Annotated in this window: 26 protein-coding genes; 10 read left to right on the forward strand and 16 right to left on the reverse strand. The window is 63.3% G+C overall.

Annotated features, from left to right (window positions below):
- Positions 1–24 precede the first annotated feature (24 nt).
- Complete coding sequence (locus AWB77_RS35855) at positions 25–198, forward strand: hypothetical protein (protein ID WP_167354154.1); 174 nt, start codon at positions 25–27, stop codon at positions 196–198.
- Between the two features lie 43 nt (positions 199–241).
- Here AWB77_RS35855 and AWB77_RS18230 read toward each other — a convergent pair whose 3' ends face one another.
- From AWB77_RS18230 to AWB77_RS36400, 3 genes are all read right to left on the reverse strand, one after another.
- Complete coding sequence (locus tag AWB77_RS18230; protein ID WP_061135855.1) at positions 242–427, reverse strand: DUF2934 domain-containing protein; 186 nt, start codon at positions 425–427, stop codon at positions 242–244.
- A gap of 7 nt (positions 428–434) precedes the next feature.
- Positions 435–779, reverse strand: coding sequence for an ElaB/YgaM/YqjD family protein (locus AWB77_RS18235; protein WP_061135856.1), 345 nt, complete (start codon positions 777–779; stop codon positions 435–437).
- 129 nt (positions 780–908) lie between these two features.
- On the reverse strand, positions 909–1,085 hold the full coding sequence (locus AWB77_RS36400; protein ID WP_167354155.1) for a hypothetical protein: 177 nt from the start codon (positions 1,083–1,085) through the stop codon (positions 909–911).
- 191 nt (positions 1,086–1,276) lie between these two features.
- Between AWB77_RS36400 and AWB77_RS18240 the strand changes: the two genes are divergently transcribed.
- Positions 1,277–1,681 carry a hypothetical protein gene (locus AWB77_RS18240; RefSeq protein WP_061135857.1) on the forward strand — a complete coding sequence of 135 codons (405 nt, stop codon included), beginning with the start codon at positions 1,277–1,279 and terminating at the stop codon, positions 1,679–1,681.
- Positions 1,682–1,739: 58 nt separating this feature from the next.
- Here the strand turns inward: AWB77_RS18240 and AWB77_RS18245 are convergent, their stop codons facing one another.
- Entirely contained in the window at positions 1,740–1,952 is a 213-nt protein-coding gene (locus AWB77_RS18245) for a hypothetical protein (RefSeq protein ID WP_082852679.1), read from the reverse strand.
- Between the two features lie 181 nt (positions 1,953–2,133).
- Between AWB77_RS18245 and AWB77_RS18250 the strand changes: the two genes are divergently transcribed.
- Together AWB77_RS18250 and AWB77_RS18255 are read left to right on the forward strand one after the other, a co-directional pair.
- Entirely contained in the window at positions 2,134–2,838 is a 705-nt protein-coding gene (locus tag AWB77_RS18250; RefSeq protein WP_061135859.1) for a glutathione S-transferase family protein, read from the forward strand.
- A gap of 18 nt (positions 2,839–2,856) precedes the next feature.
- On the forward strand, positions 2,857–3,465 hold the full coding sequence (locus AWB77_RS18255; RefSeq protein ID WP_061135860.1) for a TetR/AcrR family transcriptional regulator: 609 nt from the start codon (positions 2,857–2,859) through the stop codon (positions 3,463–3,465).
- Here AWB77_RS18255 and AWB77_RS18260 read toward each other — a convergent pair whose 3' ends face one another.
- Both AWB77_RS18260 and AWB77_RS18265 read right to left on the reverse strand, forming a co-directional pair.
- The gene (locus tag AWB77_RS18260) at positions 3,466–4,107 is read right to left on the reverse strand and encodes a DUF1109 domain-containing protein (protein ID WP_061135861.1); all 642 of its coding nucleotides are present in this window, start codon (positions 4,105–4,107) and stop codon (positions 3,466–3,468) included. It lies immediately after the preceding gene.
- Entirely contained in the window at positions 4,104–4,649 is a 546-nt protein-coding gene (locus AWB77_RS18265) for a sigma-70 family RNA polymerase sigma factor (RefSeq protein ID WP_061136062.1), read from the reverse strand. Before AWB77_RS18265 ends, AWB77_RS18260 begins: the two co-directional genes overlap by 4 nt.
- 357 nt (positions 4,650–5,006) lie before the next feature.
- Between AWB77_RS18265 and AWB77_RS18270 the strand changes: the two genes are divergently transcribed.
- From AWB77_RS18270 to AWB77_RS18280, 3 genes are read left to right on the forward strand one after another with little or no spacing between them, the layout of a single operon-like run.
- Positions 5,007–5,636 (forward strand): cytochrome b/b6 domain-containing protein, encoded by a 630-nt coding sequence (locus AWB77_RS18270; RefSeq protein ID WP_061136063.1) that lies wholly within the window; start codon positions 5,007–5,009, stop codon positions 5,634–5,636.
- 13 nt (positions 5,637–5,649) lie between these two features.
- Entirely contained in the window at positions 5,650–6,426 is a 777-nt protein-coding gene (locus AWB77_RS18275; protein WP_061135862.1) for a molybdopterin-dependent oxidoreductase, read from the forward strand.
- A gap of 46 nt (positions 6,427–6,472) precedes the next feature.
- Positions 6,473–6,721: a pentapeptide MXKDX repeat protein gene (locus tag AWB77_RS18280; protein ID WP_061135863.1), complete on the forward strand. Its 249-nt coding sequence runs from the start codon at positions 6,473–6,475 to the stop codon at positions 6,719–6,721.
- Positions 6,722–6,802: 81 nt separating this feature from the next.
- Here AWB77_RS18280 and AWB77_RS18285 read toward each other — a convergent pair whose 3' ends face one another.
- The 7 genes from AWB77_RS18285 to fae all read right to left on the reverse strand — a co-directional run bounded on the left by AWB77_RS18285 (position 6,803) and on the right by fae (position 14,948).
- Positions 6,803–8,353 (reverse strand): amino acid adenylation domain-containing protein, encoded by a 1,551-nt coding sequence (locus tag AWB77_RS18285; protein ID WP_061135864.1) that lies wholly within the window; start codon positions 8,351–8,353, stop codon positions 6,803–6,805.
- Positions 8,354–8,577: 224 nt separating this feature from the next.
- A complete protein-coding gene (gene gcvA / locus AWB77_RS18290) occupies positions 8,578–9,492 on the reverse strand; it encodes a transcriptional regulator GcvA (RefSeq protein ID WP_061135865.1) in 915 nt (304 codons plus the stop codon).
- A gap of 85 nt (positions 9,493–9,577) precedes the next feature.
- On the reverse strand, positions 9,578–10,324 hold the full coding sequence (locus tag AWB77_RS18295) for an SDR family oxidoreductase (protein ID WP_061135866.1): 747 nt from the start codon (positions 10,322–10,324) through the stop codon (positions 9,578–9,580).
- Between the two features lie 142 nt (positions 10,325–10,466).
- Positions 10,467–11,843: an MFS transporter gene (locus AWB77_RS18300; protein ID WP_061135867.1), complete on the reverse strand. Its 1,377-nt coding sequence runs from the start codon at positions 11,841–11,843 to the stop codon at positions 10,467–10,469.
- Positions 11,844–11,951: 108 nt separating this feature from the next.
- Complete coding sequence (locus AWB77_RS18305) at positions 11,952–13,391, reverse strand: NAD-dependent succinate-semialdehyde dehydrogenase (protein ID WP_061135868.1); 1,440 nt, start codon at positions 13,389–13,391, stop codon at positions 11,952–11,954.
- Positions 13,388–14,425 carry an aldo/keto reductase gene (locus tag AWB77_RS18310; protein ID WP_061135869.1) on the reverse strand — a complete coding sequence of 346 codons (1,038 nt, stop codon included), beginning with the start codon at positions 14,423–14,425 and terminating at the stop codon, positions 13,388–13,390. Before AWB77_RS18310 ends, AWB77_RS18305 begins: the two co-directional genes overlap by 4 nt.
- 13 nt (positions 14,426–14,438) lie before the next feature.
- Positions 14,439–14,948, reverse strand: coding sequence for a formaldehyde-activating enzyme (fae, locus tag AWB77_RS18315; RefSeq protein WP_061135870.1), 510 nt, complete (start codon positions 14,946–14,948; stop codon positions 14,439–14,441).
- A 251-nt stretch (positions 14,949–15,199) separates the two neighbouring features.
- Here fae and AWB77_RS18320 point away from each other — a divergent pair, with 251 nt between their 5' ends.
- From AWB77_RS18320 to AWB77_RS18330, 3 genes are read left to right on the forward strand one after another with little or no spacing between them, the layout of a single operon-like run.
- Positions 15,200–15,877 (forward strand): 4'-phosphopantetheinyl transferase family protein, encoded by a 678-nt coding sequence (locus AWB77_RS18320; protein WP_061135871.1) that lies wholly within the window; start codon positions 15,200–15,202, stop codon positions 15,875–15,877.
- A gap of 43 nt (positions 15,878–15,920) precedes the next feature.
- Positions 15,921–16,682 (forward strand): phosphatase PAP2 family protein, encoded by a 762-nt coding sequence (locus AWB77_RS18325; protein ID WP_061135872.1) that lies wholly within the window; start codon positions 15,921–15,923, stop codon positions 16,680–16,682.
- A gap of 58 nt (positions 16,683–16,740) precedes the next feature.
- Entirely contained in the window at positions 16,741–17,064 is a 324-nt protein-coding gene (locus AWB77_RS18330) for an outer membrane protein assembly factor BamE (RefSeq protein ID WP_061135873.1), read from the forward strand.
- A gap of 76 nt (positions 17,065–17,140) precedes the next feature.
- On the opposite strand, the gene AWB77_RS18335 is transcribed toward AWB77_RS18330, so the two are convergent.
- From AWB77_RS18335 to AWB77_RS18345, 3 genes are read right to left on the reverse strand one after another with little or no spacing between them, the layout of a single operon-like run.
- Positions 17,141–18,001 carry an ABC transporter permease gene (locus AWB77_RS18335; protein ID WP_061136064.1) on the reverse strand — a complete coding sequence of 287 codons (861 nt, stop codon included), beginning with the start codon at positions 17,999–18,001 and terminating at the stop codon, positions 17,141–17,143.
- Between the two features lie 23 nt (positions 18,002–18,024).
- A complete protein-coding gene (locus AWB77_RS18340) occupies positions 18,025–18,813 on the reverse strand; it encodes an ABC transporter ATP-binding protein (RefSeq protein WP_061135874.1) in 789 nt (262 codons plus the stop codon).
- A 10-nt stretch (positions 18,814–18,823) separates the two neighbouring features.
- Positions 18,824–19,840 (reverse strand): ABC transporter substrate-binding protein, encoded by a 1,017-nt coding sequence (locus tag AWB77_RS18345; RefSeq protein ID WP_061135875.1) that lies wholly within the window; start codon positions 19,838–19,840, stop codon positions 18,824–18,826.
- Positions 19,841–19,906: the final 66 nt, after the last annotated feature.

Consider the following 19,906-nt stretch of genomic DNA (forward strand, 5'->3'; position numbering starts at 1 on the left):
CGGCACGGCGCTGTACGGCGCCTCATGGCGATCCGGCGCGACAGCACCGAGGCGTTTCGCGCGAGCGTGGTCGGCAGGCGAAAGGACGGCGGCGAAGTGCGCGGACTCGAACAAGTGCTGTTGCAACTGCGCGTCGGCCGCATCGCATGCTTCTCCTGCGGGCATTCGTTCGATCAGGACGTCGTGTTCGTCAGCTAGACGGCGGGTGCGCGCGGCCGTGTTCCCGCGCGCGCCATGAGCGTCATGCCGTTCCCTGCGCCTCGGGCGGTTGATCCTGTAATTCGTTGTGGCCCATGCCCGGTTCGCTCGCCAGCTTTTGCTGCGCCATGACCCAGAAATCGCCCGAGCGGCCTTCGGGGCCGCCCGCTTCTTCCCATAGCCGATAAGCGAGCGCGCGTATCTGCTCTTCCGTAGCCGGAACGTTCATCGTTTCCTCAACGCGCGGCAAGCATTCCGACGACCAGGCCGACCAGCGTGGCCATCGTGATCGCCTTCCACGGATTTTCGTGCACGAAGTCGTCAGTGGTATCGGCGGCGGCGCGGTATTTCCGGGTCATCGCATCTTGCACGTCGGCAAACTTGTTCTTCGCGCTCAAACGCAGATCGCTCGCGGAGGAGGCGTCGCCACCCTTGTCCCACGACTTCGACGCTTCGCGAAAGCTGCCGTTGTCAGCGTTCGACGATGACATGTTTTCGCTCGTTGGAAATTCGTAGGTGCTGTCGGATTTTTCGGTTGCGAGAGCGTCGACGGGTTCGAGCGCGCGGTTGTTTTCAGCCATGCTTGCCTCCGATAGTCAGGGTCGCGATCGCGACGGATTGATGCGGTTTCATCTGGCCTGCTTGCCGCAATCAGCGTGCCGCTTGGGCTGCCCGCAAACGCGGCATCAAGCGGCCAATGCGTGCGAACATTACTTTTGCGCGCCTTGCTCGTTGCCGGATCGTTGGACTTCGGAAAGATCGTCTTTTTTTACTTCGGCTTCGCGAACTGTCGTGCCTTCGTCGTCCGTTTCGGATACGTCCGTGGTGAAGGTTTCGTCGTCGTCGGGCTTTTTGCCTTGTTCGGGATCCTGCGATGGCGTGCTCATGATCGATACTCCTTTGACTGTGAACGATGACTGGGCGAGCGTGTGGCGCGTGCGAACGGCGCTCTCCGGTTTGAATCTCGACGCAAGCTCATCACAGCAACCGCCGTGCCGATGTGGATGGCATAGCCGTTGCTGTTTCCCGGCAGCGTCGGCGAACGTCCGCCGGCTTCTACCCATCATGGAGAGTCGAAATGTATCCCGTCCTGATGCAGCCGTTTTTCTCTGTCGCCCAGGCGAGCCTCGAGACCAGCATGCGCGCAGCGTCGAGTGTTGCGCTCGGGTTTCAGCACGTGCGAGAACTGAACGAGAAGACGATCCAGTCCACGCTCGCCAATGTGCGAATGCAGTCCGGCGCGCTCGACGCAGCGGAAGCGCGGCCCGCAATGCCGCTCGCGTTCTTCTCGTATGCGAACGAGTTGTTCTCGATCATCACCGCGACCACCGCCGATGTCATCGGGGCAATGGGAGCGAATGCTTCGCTGCCGGAACCGGGCACGCCAAAGCTCGTGCTTGCGGATGCCGTCGAGCCGTCGCCGACGGGCGGGACCGCAATCGTCGACGCTACCGGTGAGATCGTCGCGCGCGTTCCGAAGTGATAAGTGCGATGGGTTGCTCCGCCCGCACGATCAGGTGAGGCGGAGCGTCGGGGATCGATCAATGGTTCTGTTCATCGAGATTCTTGCTCGAAGAATTCGATCCTTCCGTATCCGGCTTCGATGTCTGATCCTTTCCCGATTCCGTCGTCGATACGTCCAGCTCGTCGAGTTTCTTGTCGATCTTTTCCTTGTCGCCGCGATCGAGCGCTTCGCGGGCCTCATTGTCCTTTTCGCGCTCGTCGGGTGAATTGGACGAGTTATTGTCCTGCATTGCGGTTCGGTTGGATTGAGTCATGGTGTGGTCCCGGTAAGTGTGGCCGTCAACGCGACGACCTTCATGGTCCTTTCAGCATCGAGCGGTCCTGCGAAACGTAGCGATGCTTCGGCTTTTGCGCGTATTAGATCGTTCGATCTAAAATAGCCGACATCGGCCACGACACGGAGACGACTGCATGATCGAGTTTTACTTTCATCCGACGCCCAATCCGGCGAAGATCGCGCTTTTCCTCGAAGAAGCCGCGTTGCCATACGAACTGAAGCCCGTTGACACGAGCAAGGGCGAGCAGCATTCGCCCGCGTTCCGCGCCATCAATCCGAACGGCAAGGTGCCCGCCATCGTTGACACGGAAGGTCCTGGCGGCAAGCCGGCTGCCGTGTTCGATTCCACCGCGATCCTGCTCTATCTCGCGGAGAAGACCGGCCAGTTCGCGGGCGCGCCGGAAGATCGTCCGCAGCTTCTTTCCTGGCTGATGTTCGTCGCAAGCGGCCTCGGGCCGTTCTCCGGGCAGGCGGTGCACTTTCAGTACGCGGCGCCGGAAGGGCTCGACTATGCGGTGAACCGCTATCGGCGGGAAGCGGACCGTCACTATCAGGTGTTGAACGACAGGCTGAAGGGCCGCGATTACATTGTGGGCGACGGCTATACGATCGTGGACATGTCCGCGTGGGGCTGGATCGATCGGGCATCGCGCGTGTTCAAGTCGAGCGAGGACCCGCTCGCGCCTTATCCGGAACTCAAGCGCTGGTTTGCGAAGATCGACGCGCGGCCCGCCGTCGAACGCGCGCGCGCCGTGAACAAGAAGCACGCGTTCAAGACGGTCAACGACGACGAGACGAAGCGCGCGCTGTTCCCGTCGAATTTCCCCAAGCCGGCGTGAAAAAAGAGGAGCCGCAACATGCCGCGCCCGCGTGAGTTCGACGACGAAGCCGCGTTGGACGCGGCCACTGCGCAATTCTGGTTGCATGGTTATGAAGCGACGTCCGTGCGCGATCTCGCCGCGACCATGGGCCTCACGGCCGCGAGCCTCTACAACGCGTTCGGCGACAAGCGCGCGCTCTATGAACGCGCGCTCGATCGTTACGTCGAGCGCGGTTTTCGCGACCGGGTGCGGCGTTTCGAACATCACTTGCCGCCGCGCGATGCGATCGCCGCATTCTTCGAAGAGATCATCCAGCTTTCCGTGAGCGATCCGCATCGCAAGGGATGCCTCATCGTCAATTCGACGATAGAACTCGCGCCGCACGACAAGCAGTTTCATCGCGCGCTCAATGGCGTGCTGAAGGACATGGAAGGATTCTTCTCGCGTTGCGTCGCGGCGGGTCAGAAGGACGGTTCGATTCCCGCCGCACTGAACACCGCCGACACGGCGAAGGCGCTGCTCGCTTCGCTGCTGGGTTTGCGCGTGCTTGCGCGTGTCGATCCGAAGCGCGAGCTGCTCGAAGGCGCGGCGCGGCCGGTGCTGGCGCTCATCGGCGCGCAGCCCCGCACGCGGCGCAAGAACTGATTACCAGCGCAGCAGCTTCGGTCCGAGCCACGCGCCGATGCATGCGGGCAGCATCATGCCGATCGCATACCACACGCTCCAGAACGCCGGGCTCATCTCCGGGCAATGCAGGCAATACGCGACTGTCGCGATGGCGCTCGCGAGCAAACCGGCGACGGCGCCCACGAGCCGCAGCCGCGTGGGCGCGAGACTTTTCATCGCCCAGAAGACGGCGGGGAAAGTCGGCACCGACAGCAAAAGAATGTTGAACGGACACGTGCGCCACGACTGACCCAGCACGATAGGCAGGCGTTGCGCGGGCGCGGCGCCGTCGAGCACCAGCCAGCCCGCGATCCACACGGCGGCGAACGGCAAGCCGACGAGCGCCCACGCATAACCCGCGCGAACGCCCGGACGCCCGAGCCGCGTCACGGCGATGAACGCGCCGATCGCCACCACGAACGGATATGCGATCTTCGCCCAGAAGACCGGCGTGCGCGCGATGCTCGCAAGATCGGGCCGCACGCCGTACACGATGGCCATCAGGAGCACCGAGCCGAGTGCGCCAAGCATCAACGCCCTGGTAAAGCGCCGTGCGACCGCGCCGCGATCGATGCGCGTCACCTGATTGGAGAGCAGCCCGATGAGGTCGTCGGTTTTCATCGCAGTCCCCGAAGCCGCGCGGCGAGCGCCTTGAGCCCGCGATGCACGCCGACCTTGACAGCCGATTCCGAGAGTCCCGTGATGCGCGCGGTTTCCATCACCGACAGACCTTCGAGCTTCATATGCACGATCGGCAGGCGCTGCTTGTCGGGCAAATCCTCCAGCAATTTGCCGATGTCGCGGCGCGCCTGCGCGGGCTCGTCGTCGGGGACGGCGAGCAGGTCGGCGTGATCGTCGATCGGGTCGTTCAGGGATTCGCGGCGTGCGCGCGAGCGGAAATAGTCCATCAGCTTGTAGCGCGCGATGGCATGCAGCCACGCGGTCAGCGGTTCATTCGTGCGATAGGTGTGACGCGCATTATGCACGGCGAGCAGGATCTCCTGAACGAGATCCTCGACATCGTCGCGATGCTGCGGAATGCGTCTGCGCAGATAGCCGCGCAAGTGCCGCGTAAGCGCCTGCAGAAAACCGCGATATGCGTTCTGGTCGCCATCGAGTCCGGCGATGAAAAGCGCCCTCAGGCGGTTTTCCGCTTCTTGCAAGGTGGTTCCTGTATTGGCGAGACGGCCGGACGGCGATCGATGCGCGGTGCCCGGCATACGCGCGCGGGGCGCACCGGGTTTTAGATCGGGCGTTTCAGAATAGCCGAAGCCTCGATGCGCCGCAATAGCGCCCACGAAGGCCGCGAACGCGTCGTCGCGCTCCATAACGTTCATTGCGCAAGCGCGTTGAAAGCCGTGCGGATTCGCATGACGCACCTCCTTGCATGTGTTGTCAGCTAGTTCGCGCGGGCGCGTCGATCGGTTACAGAAAAGTTAAGAGAAAAATGCGAGCCGCTGTAACCGGATGCGGACTCGCGACGAATTCACCCGTATCGACGATTCATCACGGTGATCGACATGCAAACGACTCTCACGCCGACGCGCGAAACCGCGCAACCTGTTCCGCCGATTCATCCGCTCTGGCTGCGCATCACGCATTGGCTCAACGCGCTCGCCGCGCTCATCATGATGTTTTCGGGCTGGCGCATCTACGACGCATCGCCGGTGTTTCCCGGCATCGTCATTCCGCCGTCGATCACGCTCGGCGGATGGCTCGGCGGCGCGTTGCAATGGCACTTCGCCGCGATGTGGCTGCTCGTGTTCAACGGCATCGTGTATCTCGCGCTGAATCTCGCGAGCGGGCGCTTTCTTGCGAAGTTCTTCCCGCTCTCGCCGCGCGCCGTGCTGCGCGACCTGATCGACGCACTCAGCGGCAAACTCTCGCACGCCGACCTTCGTCGATACAACGCGGTGCAGAAGTTCGCTTATCTCTTCGTCGTGATCGATCTGATCGTGCTCGTGTTGTCCGGTCTCGCGATCTGGAAGTCGGTGCAGTTTCCGCTGCTGCGCGAAATGATGGGCGGCTATGACCGTGCGCGCATCGTGCATTTTTGCGCGATGGCCTTGATGGCCGCGTTCGTGGTCGTGCATGTCGCGATGGTCGCGCTCGTGCCGCGTTCGCTTCTCACGATGCTGCGCGGACGTTGATCGGGAACTCGCCATGAACACGAACGATAGAAAGATCATGAAGCTCGATCGCGCATCGATACTAGCGGACGCGCGCCGCGAACTCGACATGCCTTCGCGGCGTCTCTTCGGCAAACGCATTCTGACGCTCGGTGGCCTCTCGCTTCTGACCGGCTGCTCGATCACGGACGAAGACTCCGTCAACAAGTTTCTCACCGCCGTCTCGCGCCTGAACGATCGCGCGCAGGCGCTGCTGTTCGATCCAAAGCGTCTCGCGCCGACCTACACCGAGGCGCAACTCACGCGGCCGTTTCCGTTCAACGCGTATTACGGCATCGACGACGTGCCGCATGTCGATGGCGGCGACTACAGGCTGAAGGTGAGCGGCCTCGTGACGGGCCAGCGCGTGTGGACCTTGCCCGAGCTGTACGCGCTGCCGCACGCGGAGCAGATCACGCGGCATATCTGCGTCGAAGGCTGGAGCGCCATCGGGCGATGGGGCGGCACGCCGTTCTCCGAATTCCTGCGCCGCGTGGGCGCGGATACGACGGCGAAGTACGTCGGCTTTCGCTGTGCGGACGACTACTACGAAAGCATCGACATGCCGACGGCGCTGCATCCGCAGACCTTGCTCACGTTCGAATACGACGGCGAGCGTTTGCCCGCGAAGTACGGCTATCCGATGAAGCTGCGCATGCCGACCAAGCTGGGCTACAAGAACCCGAAGCATATCGTCGAGCTATTCGTCACCAATACGTATCCGGGCGGCTATTGGGTCGACCAGGGCTACAACTGGTTCGGCGGTTCCTGATCGCCGCACCGCACGCTTGCTTTTCAACCCACGAAGGAGATGCACCATGAAACGACTGATGACGGCAGTGTTCGCAACCATAATGGCGCTCGGCGCTTCGTCCGCTTTCGCCCAGGCGAGCGGCGCAATGTCCAACGACGCCATGTCTCACGACGCCATGAGCAAGAACGGCATGTCACACGACTCGATGAGCAAGGATGGAATGTCGCACGACTCGATGAAGAAGAGCGACAAGATGAAGAAGAACAACGCGATGGGCATGGACCATCCCGCGTCGGGCGCGATGTCGCAGTAAGCCATCCGGCGGCGGGATGTCACCGCATCGGCTTGATCTCCCGCCCAGGTGGAACTCGTGTTCCGGACGCGAGCATGCGTCTCATGCAGCGACTTCACCGCGCGCGCAATACGCCACGAGCGCCTTTCTGTCGATCTTGCCGTTCACCGTCAGCGGGAACGCATCGATGACGACGATCCGTTGCGGCATCGCGTACACCGGCAAGCGTAGCCGGCACGCCCGCAGTACGAGCGCGCTTTCGATCTCCGGATTCGTCACGAACGCGACGAGGCCCGTTGGCCGCCCGACTTCATCGAGCGGCCACGGCACAACCGCGCACGACGCGGCCTGGCTGGACATTTGCACGACATGTTCGACTTCTTCCAGTTCGAGCCGGTTGCCGCGAATCTTCACTTGCGTATCGAGACGTCCCTGAAACACGAAACCGTGGCGTGACGTCTGGCGCGCGGCATCGGAGGATCGATACCATCGATGCGCCGACATGCCCGGATACGTCATCGTGATGAACCGGCTGTTGCCGGGATCGTCGGGCGACAGATAACCGTCGGCGAGCTGCGGGCCTGCAATCAGCAGTTCGCCCGTCTGTCCCGCATCGACCGGTTCGAGCGCGGCATCGACGATCATCAGTTCCACGCCGGGCAGTCCGCGACCCAACGGGATGACCGTGTGCTGCGGATCTTCCAGGAATTCGGGCGTGACTTCGAAGCACGTACAGGCGATGGTCGCCTCGGTCGGCCCGTACATATGCAAGAGCCGGCCGTTCGGCGTGGCTCGCATCCACGCCTGCGCAAGCGAACGCGGCAACGGCTCGCCGCCGAACATCGATACGCGAATGCTCGGAAATGCGCCCGGCGTCAGCTTGCGCATCTGCTGCATGATGCCGGCGACCGAAGGCACGCTGCTCCAGTGCGTGATCCGATGCGTCTGGACGAATGCCGCGTTACCGACCGGATCGACGTTTTCGGGCACGTACAGGCAGCCGCCGTTCGCCCAGCAGACGAACATGTCATGCACGGAAGGATCGAAGCTCAACTCGCATAGCTGCATGTAGCGCGCATCGCGAACCTTATCGACGATCTGCAACTGGCCCTTCACGTATGCGTCGGCGTTCGCATGGGTGATCGGCACGCCCTTGGGCGCTCCCGTCGAGCCGGACGTGAAGAGTATGTACGCGACATCGCATGCGGCGCGTCGCTTCTGCATATGCAGCGCAGTCGATGACGGTCGCGAATCGTGCGCGCCCGCGTCGAAGCGAAGGATTCGAGGAGGATCGTCGACCAGGGACAACACTTCGTCGAGCGATGCGGCGCAAGCTTCATCGACCAGCATCAACGGCGCGCCGGATTGACGGATGATGGCGGCGATGCGCGCGGCGGGCATCTTGGGATTGAGCGGCACATAGGCCATGCCGGCATCGAGAATGCCGAGAATGCCGACATAGGCGTCGACGCTGCGATGGGCGAACAGCAGGCATCGACCGGTATCGTGGCTTGCTGCGAACCTCGCCAGTCTCGCCGACAGGCGACGCGCCCGCGTTTCGATTTCACGGTAGCTGTAAAAACGTTCATCGACCCATAACGCAGGCTGTTCCGGCTGGTTCGCGACAGAATCGAAGAAGTGGGAATGCAGCATCTGACCGTCCCCCTGGCACACGAGTATTGGTTTTTTTCGAGGCTGCGAACACTCGGTCCGGTTGATGCGTTCAGTCGCAGGTCGACGGATCCGCAATGCGCAGCGCCCCTCGGTTAAGCCTTCTCATTCGCCAGTCCGGCGAAGTCAGACGCATTGTTATATGTTTGTAAGGATTGAACTGTGCGCCGCCGAACGAGCCGATGTTGTGCGCCGCGCGCCGAGGATCAAGCCGAAGCGGCTTCTTCGATGAGCCACTCCTTGAAGGCAACGACAGCCGGCGCGTTTCGGCTGCTTTTCGTGTGGACGAGGTAATAGGCGAGCTCGCAGCTCTGAGCTTCCTTGAAGGGGCGAGCGAGCCGTCCTTCGAGCAGATCGTTTTCGACGAGCGTGGTCCTTCCCAGCGTCACGCCGTTTCCGGATATCGCGGTCTGGATCGCCGCGGCCGAATCGTCTATATGGATGCCGCGCGTGCTATCGACTGCTTTCCTGACGCCGGCTTTATGCAGCCATGAACGCCATGTCGGAAACTGTCCCGTCGTTTCCATGGAGACATCATGGATCAGAAGATGATTCGCCAGGTCGGCGGGCGTCTTGAGCGCGTGCTTTCCCTTGAGCAGGGCCGGACTGCACACGGGGAAGAATTCGTCGCGCAAGAGAAATGTCGCCATCAGATCGGGCCACACGCCCGCACCGTAGCGGATACCCGCGTCGATGCGATCGGCGGCGAAGTCCAGCAGACGATTGCTCGTGTCGATGCGGATGTCGTAATACAGATGCTTGCGCTGAAAGCGCTCGATGCGTCTCAAGAGCCACTTGTCCGCGAAAGCCGCGGGCACGGTGACGTTGAAAACCGTGCGCGATTTGCTCGCCTTGAGTTGTTCGACGGCCTCGCTCAACAGATCGAAGCCGGCCTGCAGCGCGGGAAGCGACGCGCGGCCGGCATCGGTCAGGACGAGACGCGTCGTCCCTGAAGTCGCGCGATGAAAGAGATCGACGCCCAGCGTGTCTTCGAGCCCGCGTATCAGATGACCGACCGCGGCGGGCGTGACATTCAGTTCCTGCGCCGCCGTCTGATAGCTCAGATGTCGCGATACCACTTCGAACGCACGAAGCGCATTCAGGTTGTGCGGAGCTCTCATCGGGCGAATGGTTTCGTGGCGATGGACGAATCATCATCGCTGCGGAGGTGCGCGTCAATGCACCTCCTGCGCATGGGCCGCGGCTTCAGAACTGCGTCAATCCGCCATCGACGACGAGTTCGGTGCCCGTCGTGAACGACGCGTCGTCGCTCGCTAAATACAGCGCAGCCTTCGCGATCTCGGAGGCTTCGCCAAAGCGTTGCAGCGGTATCTTCGCTTGAATTGCCGCGGCCGTTTCCGAGAGTTGCGCATCCGACAAACCGAGCTTGGTATGAAACGGCGTTGCGATGGGCCCCGGGCTGATTGCGTTGACGCGAATGCCGCGCGGCGCGAGTTCGGCGCCGAGCGAGCGCACCAGCGACCGAATCGCGGCCTTCGTCGCCGAAAGAATCGACAGACCGGGCGTGCCGACCGCGTTCAGGAACGACGTCGTTGCAACGATGCTGCCGCCCTTCGTCATCAACGGCGCGGCTTTCTGAATCGTGAAGAACAAGCCGCGGAAGTTGAGCGAGAACTGCGCATCGATCTGTTCTTGCGTGACTTCCTCGAGCGGCGCGGCGGAGCCAGCACCCGCGTTGGCGAACACGACATCGATGCGGCCGAACTTCGCGCGGATTTCTTCGATGGCACGTTCGATCTCGTCGACCTTGCGGAGATCGACCGCGAGGACGAGCGCGTCATCGCCGAGTTCGCGCGCGGTCGCACCGAGCCGTTCCGGATTCGTGCCGGTGACGACAACGTGCGCGCCTTCTGCCTGAAAAAGCCGGGCCGCTTCGAAACCAATACCAGACGTCCCACCGGTGACGAGTGCTACTTTGTTCTTCAGCTTCATGACATGCTCCTTCGAGAGTTGAGTGGCGAGAACCGTTGTCGTCTCGTTGGACTCAACTATCGTCGTCCCGAAGCCGCCGGACAAATGAGAAGAACTTGCGCAGCGGACTAGAAAATCTAGTCGTCGCCACGCGACGTATCGTTCACCCCGCGCTCGCCTGATTCAGCGTGAGATGCTTCGTCTCCGGCGCCCACGCGATCGACACCAGCATGCCGACGAGCAGCACGCCCGCGAGCGCGAGCATCGTCATCTGCACGCCGGCCTGCGCGATGCCAACCGGCAGCAGGAAAGTGCCCACCGCCGATCCCAGCCGGCTGCACGCGATCGACAGGCCCACGCCGCACGCCCGCGCCTCGGTCGGAAAGCACTCCGGCGGAAACACGCCGACGAGATTAGAGAACGCCGACATCGTCAGCGTGAAGACGCCGAACGCGACGATCATCCCGACACTCGCCGATGACGGCAGCACGCTCAGCGCAAAGAGCGACAGGCAACACACCGCGAACGATCCGATCAGGAACGAGCGCCGCGACAGCTTGATCGTCAGCCAGATGCCGAGCAGCGCGCCCAGCACCAGAAACGCATTCAGCAGCAGATCGGCGCCCGAGCCTTCGGGCAGACGGATCGCCGTGAGAATGCTCGGCAGGAACGTGTAGATGGCGAAGTAGGGAATCACGAGACACACGAAGAACGCGCAATTGAAGACCGTGCGGCGGACGAGGTCGGGTTTGAAGAGGCGCGCGAAACCGCCTTTGCCGGCGAAGTGCTCGCCCGTATCGGCTTCGAGCGTCACGTTTGGTCCGAAGTGCTTGCGCACGATACGCATCGCTTCATCGACGCGACCTTGGCCGAGCAGCCAGCGCGGCGACTCGGGCGTGCCGATACGCATGACGAGCACGAGCAGCGCGGGCACGCCGGCGGAGGCGAGCAGCCAGCGCCACGCATCGGGCGATGCGTCCGCGTAATGCATGCCGAGCACGTTCGCGATCACATAGCCGATCGTCCAGATCACGCTGAACGAGCCGAGCAGCACGCCGCGTTGCTTGCGCGGCGAGAACTCCGCGAGAATCGCGTGCCCCACGGCGAAATCGCCGCCCATGCCGAAGCCGATCAGCACACGCAAGCCGACGAGCATCGCGGGCGTCGTCGCATGGAACTGCGCGAACGCGGCCGCCGTGATGATGACGAAGCTCAAGAGGAAAATCTTCTGGCGGCCGAGCTTGTCGGACAGCCAGCCGAACACGAGACTGCCGAGAAAGATGCCGATCAGCGCCGATGAACCGAGCAGGCCCATCCAGAACGCGTCGAGCGGAATCTGCCGGTTCAACGACGACAGCGCGTAACCGATCGTGCCGAGCGCATAACCTTCGGTGAAATGCGCGCCGAACGTGAGACCCGCGATCTTCACGTGGAAGCGGTTCAGCGGCACGTCGTCGAGGGCAACGCGGTTGCGCGACGTATCGAAAGGCGCAGCGGCGCCTGATGCGAGCGGCTGTGCGCTCACGCTTTGCAAGTCCATGAGTATCTCCTCCACTTCGAGCGGAGCGGCGCGTCTTACGCCGCAAAATACCGCGCACCCGTGGCGCTAGTCGTTCGTATGTTCGTGCGTGCGCGGTGTGGCGATGAATCAGCGGCCGAGTCCGGCCATCATCATGTACTTGAGCTCCATGTATTCGTCGAGCCCGTACTTCGATCCTTCGCGGCCCAGTCCCGATTGCTTCACGCCGCCGAAGGGCGCGACTTCCGTCGAGATGATGCCTTCGTTGATGCCGACCATGCCGCTCTCCAGCGCCTCCGCGACGCGCCACGCGCGGCCCAGATCGCGCGTGTAGAAGTACGCGGAGAGGCCGTAAGGCGTGTCGTTCGCGGCGGCGATGACTTCCTCTTCCGTCGCGAAACGAAAGCATGCGGCGACCGGACCGAAGGTTTCTTCGCCGGCGATGCACATCGAAGGCTTCACGTCCGCCAGCACCGTCGGTTGGTAGAACGTGCCGCCGAGCGCGTGCGGCTTGCCGCCCGTCAGCACTGTCGCGCCCTTGCTCACCGCATCGGCGACATGCGTTTGAACCTTCTGCAACGCGGCCTCGTTGATGAGCGGTCCCTGATCGAATTCGCCTTCGAGCCCGTTACCCACGCGCAGCTTGTGCACCGCGCGCGTCAACGCTTGTGTGAAGGCTTCGTAGACGCCGTCCTGCACGTAGAAGCGATTCACGCACACGCACGTCTGCCCGGTGTTGCGGAACTTCGAAGCGATCGCGCCTTGCACGGCGGCATCGATATCGGCGTCGTCGAATACGATGAAAGGCGCATTGCCGCCGAGTTCCAGCGACAGCTTCTTCAACGTATCCGCCGATTGCTTTGCGAGCAGCTTGCCGACGCGCGTCGAGCCGGTGAACGAGAGCTTGCGCACATCGGGCGATTCGGTGAGCACCGCGCCGATGGCCACGGCATCGCCTGACACGACGTTGAACACGCCCGCCGGAATGCCCGCTTGTTCGGCGAGCACCGCCAGCGCGAGCGCGGAGAGCGGTGTCTCTTCCGACGGCTTGAGCACCATCGTGCAGCCCGCGGCGAGCGCGGGGCCGGCCTTGCGCGTGATCATCGCGAGCGGGAAATTCCACGGCGTGATGGCCGCGACGACGCCGACCGGCTCGCGCGTCACGACGATCTTCGAATTCGGCTTCGGACTCGGGATGATGTCGCCGTAGCTGCGCTTCGCTTCTTCCGCGAACCATTCGAAGAAGCTCGCCGCGTAAGCGACTTCGCCGAGCGCTTCGGCGAGCGGCTTGCCCTGTTCGCGCGTCAGCAGTTCCGCGAGCGTGTTGCGGTGGGCGAGCATCAGTTCGCCCCAGCGTTTCACGCGCACGCTGCGTTCCTTCGCCGTCAGCGCGCGCCAGGCAGGAAACGCGCGCTTCGCGGCATCGATGGCCAATTGCGTCTCCGCACTGCCGCCGCGCGCGACGTTTGCGATTGCCTCGCCCGTCGCGGGATTGCGCACGGGATACGTGCCCGCGCTTTCGCGCCACTTGCCGTCGATGTAGTGATTCGTCTGCATGAGGTTCGTCATGCCGCGCGCTCCAGTGCGTCATCGAACGCGCCTTGTGCCGCACGCGCCTCGCGCGCGATGCGCCGTCCCGCCGTGTAATCGTTGATGAGATCGCACGGCGTGTAGTTGCGGTCGAGCTCGTGCAGTTCGTCGTCGTCGAGCTTCGTGTCGAGCGCGGCGATGGCGCTGTCGAACTGCGCGGCCGAATCCGCGCCGACGAGCATCGACGAGATGCCGGGCCGGCTCAGCACCCACGCCTGCGCGATCTGAGCCGCCGGCACGCCGCGCCGCGCCGCGACGCGCGCAACCGATGCCGCGATGTCCTGCGACGCGCGATCGCCGTACATTTGCGCGGTGAAGAAATCGGTCTGATTGCGCGTGGACTTCGCATCGGAGGTGAGCAGGCCGCGCGCGAGCGGACTGAACACCGAAACGCCCACGCCCTGATCGATGCAGTAGGGGATCATCTCGCGCTCTTCCTCGCGATACGCGACGTTCAACTGCAACTGCATGTTGATCGGCTTGTGCCAGCCGTGACGCTCGCACGCCTGCATGATTTTGGCGAACTGCCATGTGTACATCGTCGATACGCCGATGTAGCGCGCCTTGCCCGCGCGCACGATATCGTCGAGCGCGCCCATCGTTTCCTCGACGGGCGTGTTCACGTCGAAGTAATGCAGCATGTAGATGTCGACGTAATCCATGCCGAGACGCGTCAAGGAGCCGTCGATGCCGTCCATGATGTGCTTGCGCGAATGGCCGCCCGCGTTCGCGTGGCTCGCCATGTCGTAGCCGACTTTCGTCGTCACGACGACTTCATCGCGCTTGACGAGCCGCTTCAGAATGCGGCCGACGACTTCCTCGCCGACGCCCGTCGAATAGAAATCGGCGAGATCGACGAAGTTCACGCCGTGGTCGAGCGCATGTTTCACGATCGGCTCGCTTTGCGCTTCGTCGAAAATCCAGGGCTTCCATTGCGGCGTGCCCATGTTCATCGTGCCGAGGCACAGGCGCGAGACTTTCAGGCCGGACTGGCCGAGACGCACATATTCCATTGTCGAAAGCTCCTTACTTCTTCGGCGTGTAGAACGGATTCGACACATCGCGCGCGGCCTTGAACACGGCTTCCTTGCGCGGCAGGCCTTCCATCGCGGCGATGATCGCGTTCTTGCACGCGCGGTAGTTGTTCGCGAACACGGCGTCGAGATCGTCGGTTTTCGGGTTCACCCAGTTCGCCGACACGACGACCCAGTCGTTCTCCGCTTCCGGCGGCAGCGTGCCGTTTTCGAGCGATTCGGCGACCGCCTTCGCGATGCCCGCCTGCGATGCGCCCCACGTCGCGTTGCCGTGGAAATCGCCTTCGATCTGCGCCTTGTTGACGTAGAGCGTCAGCGGCTTGGCCGGCACGCCCGGCTGCGCAATCACGACGAACGGCGCGTGCCCGGCGGACGGCGTCGCGAGCGCGGTCGCGAAGGCGTGACCGGCGGGGCCGTTGCGCGGTCCGACCAGCACGTTGATGTGCGCGAGATTGACGCCCGGCCCTTCGAAGCCTTCGCCGATGAACAGATTCTTTTCCATTGACTCCTTCCTTGTGTCCGCGTGATGTGCGCAGTTCCGCCACCGATGCGGTGGATGTGAGGCATTCTGCGGCGGGCGTCGTGCGGGGAGGAATCGAGGATTTTTGAGGGCGGCGTTGATGAAAGCTCAACTCGGGGATGACCCGTAGGCGGGGCGTTTCAATACGCGCCCGGTTCCAGGCTCCTAAGCTTCCCATAAGCTAACAATGTAGAAAATGATGCTTTGTCCCTGAATGCGGAACATTCCGGCGCATGCCTGCCACTCAACGCATCTCCCGGCTCGACGCCACCGACGTTCCGTGGCGCTACTTCGACCTCGCCAAGGCGCGCGTGCAAATCCATGAACCGCCCGCGCCCGCCGAGGTCTGTCTATGGCTGGTGCCGAGCGAATTCCGGTTTGCGTCGGCGTCGAATATCGGCAACTGGCTCAGCGCGGCCGAACGCAAACGCGCGCGGCTGCATCCGAATTCCGCGCTCGGGCGGCGCTTTTCCGTCGCGCGCGCGACGCTGCGTCTCGTGCTCTCGCACATGCTCGGCTGCGAGCCACATGAAGTCGGCGTCGATGACGAGCCGGGCGAGCGCATCGTCGTGACGCATCCAAACGTCGAAGGCGCGATTCACGTCGATGTCGCGTATTCGGGCATCTGGATCGTGATCGCGGTGGCATCGGCGAGAATAGGTCTCGGCCTGACCGTCGAGCCTGCCGGGGCGCAAGACGCCGTCGCCCGGCAGTCGATGTGGGACGAAGCGGCGCGGATCGCGGCGACGCGCGCGCAGCGCGCCGAACCGGACACCGACTGGCACGGTCTTACACTGCCGATGCCCGGCGGAATTTGCGGCGTGCTCGTCGTGGACAAACCGGTCACGCGGGTCCGCGCCTTCGGCTGGGAACGGCCGCTCGAAGCGGAGGTCGGCGCAGCCTCGTCCTGAATCCGCGAACGCCGGCCATACCGGATCGGAGAAACAGGACATCATGGATTACACGGCGCTCGTGCAACGTCATGCGGTTGCGATCATCGCGATTGCGCTCTTCGTCTTACCATCGCTCGTCGCGCTCGCGTGGGCCCGCGCCGCGCGCTGCCAGCGCGTCCCGGGCGCGGCCGTCGCCGTCACGGCGGGCGTGCTCGCCGCGCTCGGCGCGTCGGTGTTCATCGCAATCGCAACGCGCATCGCGCGCGGCACGGCGTTCGCATCGGCGGATCAGCTTCTGCTCGACGCCGTGCGCGACGGCACGCCCGCGCCCGCCGCGCGCTGGTTCGCCGGCCTCACGCATTTCGGCGATCCGTGGTATCTCACGCTGCTGTGCGTGCTGATGTCCGTGGCGCTGCTGCTCGCGCGCCGCTTCGGGCTCGCCGTGTACTTCGCGGCGGTCACGAGCGCGGGCGGCGTCATCAACCAGGCGCTCAAGGCGATGATGCGCCGCGACCGCCCGACCGGTTCCGTCGTGCCGCTGCCCGAGAGCTTCGCGTTTCCGAGCGGGCATACGTTCGGCTCGATCGTCTGCTATGGCATGTGCGCCTACGTTCTGCTGCGCCTCGCGCCGACGCGCCGCGATCCGTTCATCGTCGCGCTGGCGTGCTTCATCGTGCTGGCGATCGGCGCGAGCCGCATCGTGATCGGCGTGCACTTTCCCGGCGATGTGATCGGCGGCTTCGCGTCGGGCGGCGCGTGGCTCGCTGCGTGCATCGGCGCGGCGGAACTCGCGCGACGCCGTTCCCGAGCACTTTCGGAGTAGTTTGATTGTCCCGCGTATCCGATGACGTTAGTTTTAGCCTTTTGCTCGGGCTGAAGCGATGTTCCAATCGAAAGTATGCAGCGTAGTGGGCCTTGTCCTCGTTCTCATCGGGCTGAACGGATGTTCGGTCTTCATCAAGGACCCGGACCCGACCGAATTCATGAGCCGCGTGAAAGTGGGCATGACGCGGGCGGACGTGGAAGACCATCTCGGACCGCCCGACGGAAGCTGGGGACCGTGGCATTCGGTGTGCACCGAATACGGCTTCGGCAAACACGGCGTGGACCGCTACGCGGTCTACTACAACAACCAGAGCCGTGTCGTATTCACCGAACACGCGGGTTGCAGCGTCTCACGGGCAAGGCAAGTCGGACTGCGCTGAATCGAGCTGGGCTGGGCGCCAAAAAGAAAAGCCCCACGCTTTCATCGAAAGCGTGGGGTTTTTTACATGGCGCGCATCAGTTCGCCGTGGGCCGCCACTTCAAGAGACGCTGCTCGACCGCCGTCAGCAGATAATCCGCCGCGAGCGCGACGACCGCGAGCACGATCATCGCCGCGAACACACCGCTCGCGTTGAACGCGCCTTGCGCCGTCGAGATCAGCAAGCCGATGCCCTGCTTCGATCCGAGGAACTCGCCGACGACCGCGCCGACGAGCGCAAAGCCGAAGCTCACGTGCAGACTCGCGAGAATCCACGACAGCGCCGACGGAATCACCACCGACGTCGTCACTTGCCGCCGCGACGCGCCGAGAATCTGCGCATTCGCGATCATGTAACGGTCGGCTTCGCGCACGCCCTGGAAGGCATTCGCGAACACGACGAAGAAGACCATCACCACGGCGAGCGCGACCTTCGACGCCATGCCGAGACCCAGCGCGATCACGAAGACCGAGCCGAGCACGACGCGCGGGATGGAGTTGGCGATCTTGATGTAGATGCTGAACACGTCCGACAGCAGCTTGTTGCGCCCGAGCACGATGCCGCAGACGATGCCGCCCGCCGAGCCGATGAGAAAGCCGAGAATCGTCTCTTCCAGCGTGACCCACACTTGCGTGAGCAGCGGCCCTTGCGAGGTGCCGTCGACGAACCATTCGACGATCTGATCGAAGATCGCGGACGGCATCGAGAAGAAGAACGGATCGATCCAGTGACGGCGCGCCGACAGTTCCCATCCGCCGAGCACGAGCACGAGCACCGCGATACGCAAGCCGATCACGAGCGCCTTGCGTTGCCTGATGCGCTTTTGCGCCTCGCGTTCGACTTGCGCGAGCGCGCCCGGATCGATGCCCGCGAGCATCGCTTGTTGAGGCGTTGACATGTTTTCGTTTCCTTTCGACAGGTTCAACCGATCTGCACTTCTTCGCGCAAGTCGTGCCAGATATCGCGCGAAATCTCGATGAAGCGCGGGTGATAGCGAATCTCCGACGTGACGCGCGGGCGCGGCAGATCGATCTCGTAGACCTTCTTGAGCGTCGCCGGGCGCGCGGTGAGCACGAACACGCGGTCCGCGAGCGCGATCGCCTCTTCCAGATCGTGCGTGACGAACACCACCGAACCCGCGTTCGCCGACCACAGTTGCAGCAGTTCATCCTGCATCAGCGTGCGCGTCTGCATGTCGAGCGCGGAGAAGGGCTCGTCCATCAGCAGGATTTCCGGCTTGTTGATGAACGTCTGCGCGAGCGCGACACGCTTTCTCATGCCGCCCGACAACTGATGCGGATAATGCTTGCCGAACTTGTCGAGGCCGACACGGCGCAGCCACGACTGCGCTTCGTCGTAGGCGGCGGACTTCGAGCGGCCGCGATAGAGCGGACCGGCCGCGACGTTGTCGAGCACCGAGCGCCACGGGAACACGGCATCGGCCTGAAACACGAAGCCGATGCGCGGATCGATGCCATCGACCGGCTGGCCCATCACGCGCACTTCGCCCGTTGTCGGCTTGAGCAGGCCCGTGATCATGCTGAGCGTGGTGGACTTGCCGCAGCCCGTCGGACCGACGATCGCGACGAACTCGCCCTTCGCGACCGACATGCTGAATTCGCGCAGCGCGACGGTCGCGCGGCCGTCCGGCGAGATGAAGCGGCACGAGACGTTGCGCAGTTCGATCGCGGGTTGAGTGGATTGATTCATCGCCAGATCCTCACTTCGACGCGGTTGCCGTGCCCGACAGATATTCGTTCGAGTACGTGCGCGCGAGATCGATATGCTTGCCCTTCACCGACGGATTGAACGCGGCCAGCACCTTCAGCACGGTATCGGGACCATCGGCGGGCATCTTGCCGTCTTTGGTGAACATCGGCAGCGAAGCCTTCAGCGCGGCTACGTACAACTCCTTGTTCTTCGCGTAATAGTCCTTCGGCATTTTCTCGGCGATTTCCTCGGCGCTGTGCGTCGAAATGAAGTTCAGCGTCTTCGCGAACGCGCGCGAGAGCTTCGCCGCGTCGGCCTTGTGCGCTTCGGCCCACGCGCGCTGCACGTAGAAGCTCGACGCCGGATACGTGCCGCCGAGCGCGGCGCGCGTGCCTTCGATCGTCCGCATGTCGACGAGCACCTGCGCCTCGCCGGTCTTCAGCAGTTGCGAGACGGTCGGCTCGGTCGTCATGCCCGCGTCGATGCGCTCCTGCTTGATCGCGGCGATGAAGCTCGCGTCCGCGCCGACCGGCAGCAGCGTGTATTCCTTCGAGCTCACGCCCGCGCGTTGCGCGAGATATTGCGTGAGAAAGCTCGTCGACGAGCCGAGGCCCGTCACGCCGAGCGTCTTGCCTTTGACATCGGCCATGCTTTTCAGCTTGCCGGCCTGTTTCGTCGACACCAGTTCGACTTCGCCCGGCACTTGCCCGAAGATCACGAGCGCCTGCACTTCCTTGCCCTTGCTCTGCAAGTCGATGGTGTGATCGTAGAAGCCGACGACGCCTTGCACCGCGCCCGCCAGCAACTCGTTCTCGGCATCGACGCCGGCGGGCTGCGAGAGAATTTCGACGTCGAGGCCTTCGTCCTTGAAGTAGCCGAGCTGCTCGGTCAGCTTCGCGGGCAGATAGATGATCTTGGTCGCGCCGCCGACCATGATGGAAATTTTCTCCGCATACGCGGAAACGGACGTGGCAGCGAGGGCGAAAGCGACGCTGGACACAGCAGCGATCTGGCGCAAGGTACGCATCGGAAGTCTCCTTGGTGTGGGCCGTGTTGTAAGTGAAGGCCCGCTTTTTCAGTTGTGCGTGGCGAT

The organism is Caballeronia fortuita (assembly GCF_001544835.2).
GTDB classification, from domain to species: Bacteria; Pseudomonadota; Gammaproteobacteria; order Burkholderiales; family Burkholderiaceae; genus Caballeronia; species Caballeronia fortuita.

Bases quoted from the DNA above. Each gene is read 5' to 3' on its own strand.
- AWB77_RS18285 (WP_061135864.1), bottom strand. From the start codon at position 8,353: ATGCTGCATTCCCACTTCTTCGATTCTGTCGCGAACCAGCCGGAACAG.
- AWB77_RS18275 (WP_061135862.1), top strand. From the start codon at position 5,650: ATGAACACGAACGATAGAAAGATCATGAAGCTCGATCGCGCATCGATA.
- AWB77_RS18330 (WP_061135873.1), top strand. From the start codon at position 16,741: ATGTTCCAATCGAAAGTATGCAGCGTAGTGGGCCTTGTCCTCGTTCTC.
- AWB77_RS18305 (WP_061135868.1), bottom strand. From the start codon at position 13,391: ATGACGAACCTCATGCAGACGAATCACTACATCGACGGCAAGTGGCGC.
- AWB77_RS18260 (WP_061135861.1), bottom strand. From the start codon at position 4,107: ATGAAAACCGACGACCTCATCGGGCTGCTCTCCAATCAGGTGACGCGC.
- AWB77_RS18245 (WP_082852679.1), bottom strand. From the start codon at position 1,952: ATGCAGGACAATAACTCGTCCAATTCACCCGACGAGCGCGAAAAGGAC.
- AWB77_RS18320 (WP_061135871.1), top strand. From the start codon at position 15,200: ATGCCTGCCACTCAACGCATCTCCCGGCTCGACGCCACCGACGTTCCG.
- AWB77_RS18300 (WP_061135867.1), bottom strand. From the start codon at position 11,843: ATGGACTTGCAAAGCGTGAGCGCACAGCCGCTCGCATCAGGCGCCGCT.
- AWB77_RS18345 (WP_061135875.1), bottom strand. From the start codon at position 19,840: ATGCGTACCTTGCGCCAGATCGCTGCTGTGTCCAGCGTCGCTTTCGCC.
- AWB77_RS35855 (WP_167354154.1), top strand. From the start codon at position 25: ATGGCGATCCGGCGCGACAGCACCGAGGCGTTTCGCGCGAGCGTGGTC.
- AWB77_RS18250 (WP_061135859.1), top strand. From the start codon at position 2,134: ATGATCGAGTTTTACTTTCATCCGACGCCCAATCCGGCGAAGATCGCG.
- AWB77_RS18235 (WP_061135856.1), bottom strand. From the start codon at position 779: ATGGCTGAAAACAACCGCGCGCTCGAACCCGTCGACGCTCTCGCAACC.
- AWB77_RS18230 (WP_061135855.1), bottom strand. From the start codon at position 427: ATGAACGTTCCGGCTACGGAAGAGCAGATACGCGCGCTCGCTTATCGG.
- AWB77_RS18335 (WP_061136064.1), bottom strand. From the start codon at position 18,001: ATGTCAACGCCTCAACAAGCGATGCTCGCGGGCATCGATCCGGGCGCG.
- AWB77_RS18280 (WP_061135863.1), top strand. From the start codon at position 6,473: ATGAAACGACTGATGACGGCAGTGTTCGCAACCATAATGGCGCTCGGC.
- fae (WP_061135870.1), bottom strand. From the start codon at position 14,948: ATGGAAAAGAATCTGTTCATCGGCGAAGGCTTCGAAGGGCCGGGCGTC.
- AWB77_RS18340 (WP_061135874.1), bottom strand. From the start codon at position 18,813: ATGAATCAATCCACTCAACCCGCGATCGAACTGCGCAACGTCTCGTGC.
- AWB77_RS18325 (WP_061135872.1), top strand. From the start codon at position 15,921: ATGGATTACACGGCGCTCGTGCAACGTCATGCGGTTGCGATCATCGCG.
- AWB77_RS18240 (WP_061135857.1), top strand. From the start codon at position 1,277: ATGTATCCCGTCCTGATGCAGCCGTTTTTCTCTGTCGCCCAGGCGAGC.
- AWB77_RS18270 (WP_061136063.1), top strand. From the start codon at position 5,007: ATGCAAACGACTCTCACGCCGACGCGCGAAACCGCGCAACCTGTTCCG.
- AWB77_RS18255 (WP_061135860.1), top strand. From the start codon at position 2,857: ATGCCGCGCCCGCGTGAGTTCGACGACGAAGCCGCGTTGGACGCGGCC.
- AWB77_RS18295 (WP_061135866.1), bottom strand. From the start codon at position 10,324: ATGAAGCTGAAGAACAAAGTAGCACTCGTCACCGGTGGGACGTCTGGT.
- AWB77_RS36400 (WP_167354155.1), bottom strand. From the start codon at position 1,085: ATGAGCACGCCATCGCAGGATCCCGAACAAGGCAAAAAGCCCGACGAC.
- gcvA (WP_061135865.1), bottom strand. From the start codon at position 9,492: ATGAGAGCTCCGCACAACCTGAATGCGCTTCGTGCGTTCGAAGTGGTA.
- AWB77_RS18310 (WP_061135869.1), bottom strand. From the start codon at position 14,425: ATGGAATATGTGCGTCTCGGCCAGTCCGGCCTGAAAGTCTCGCGCCTG.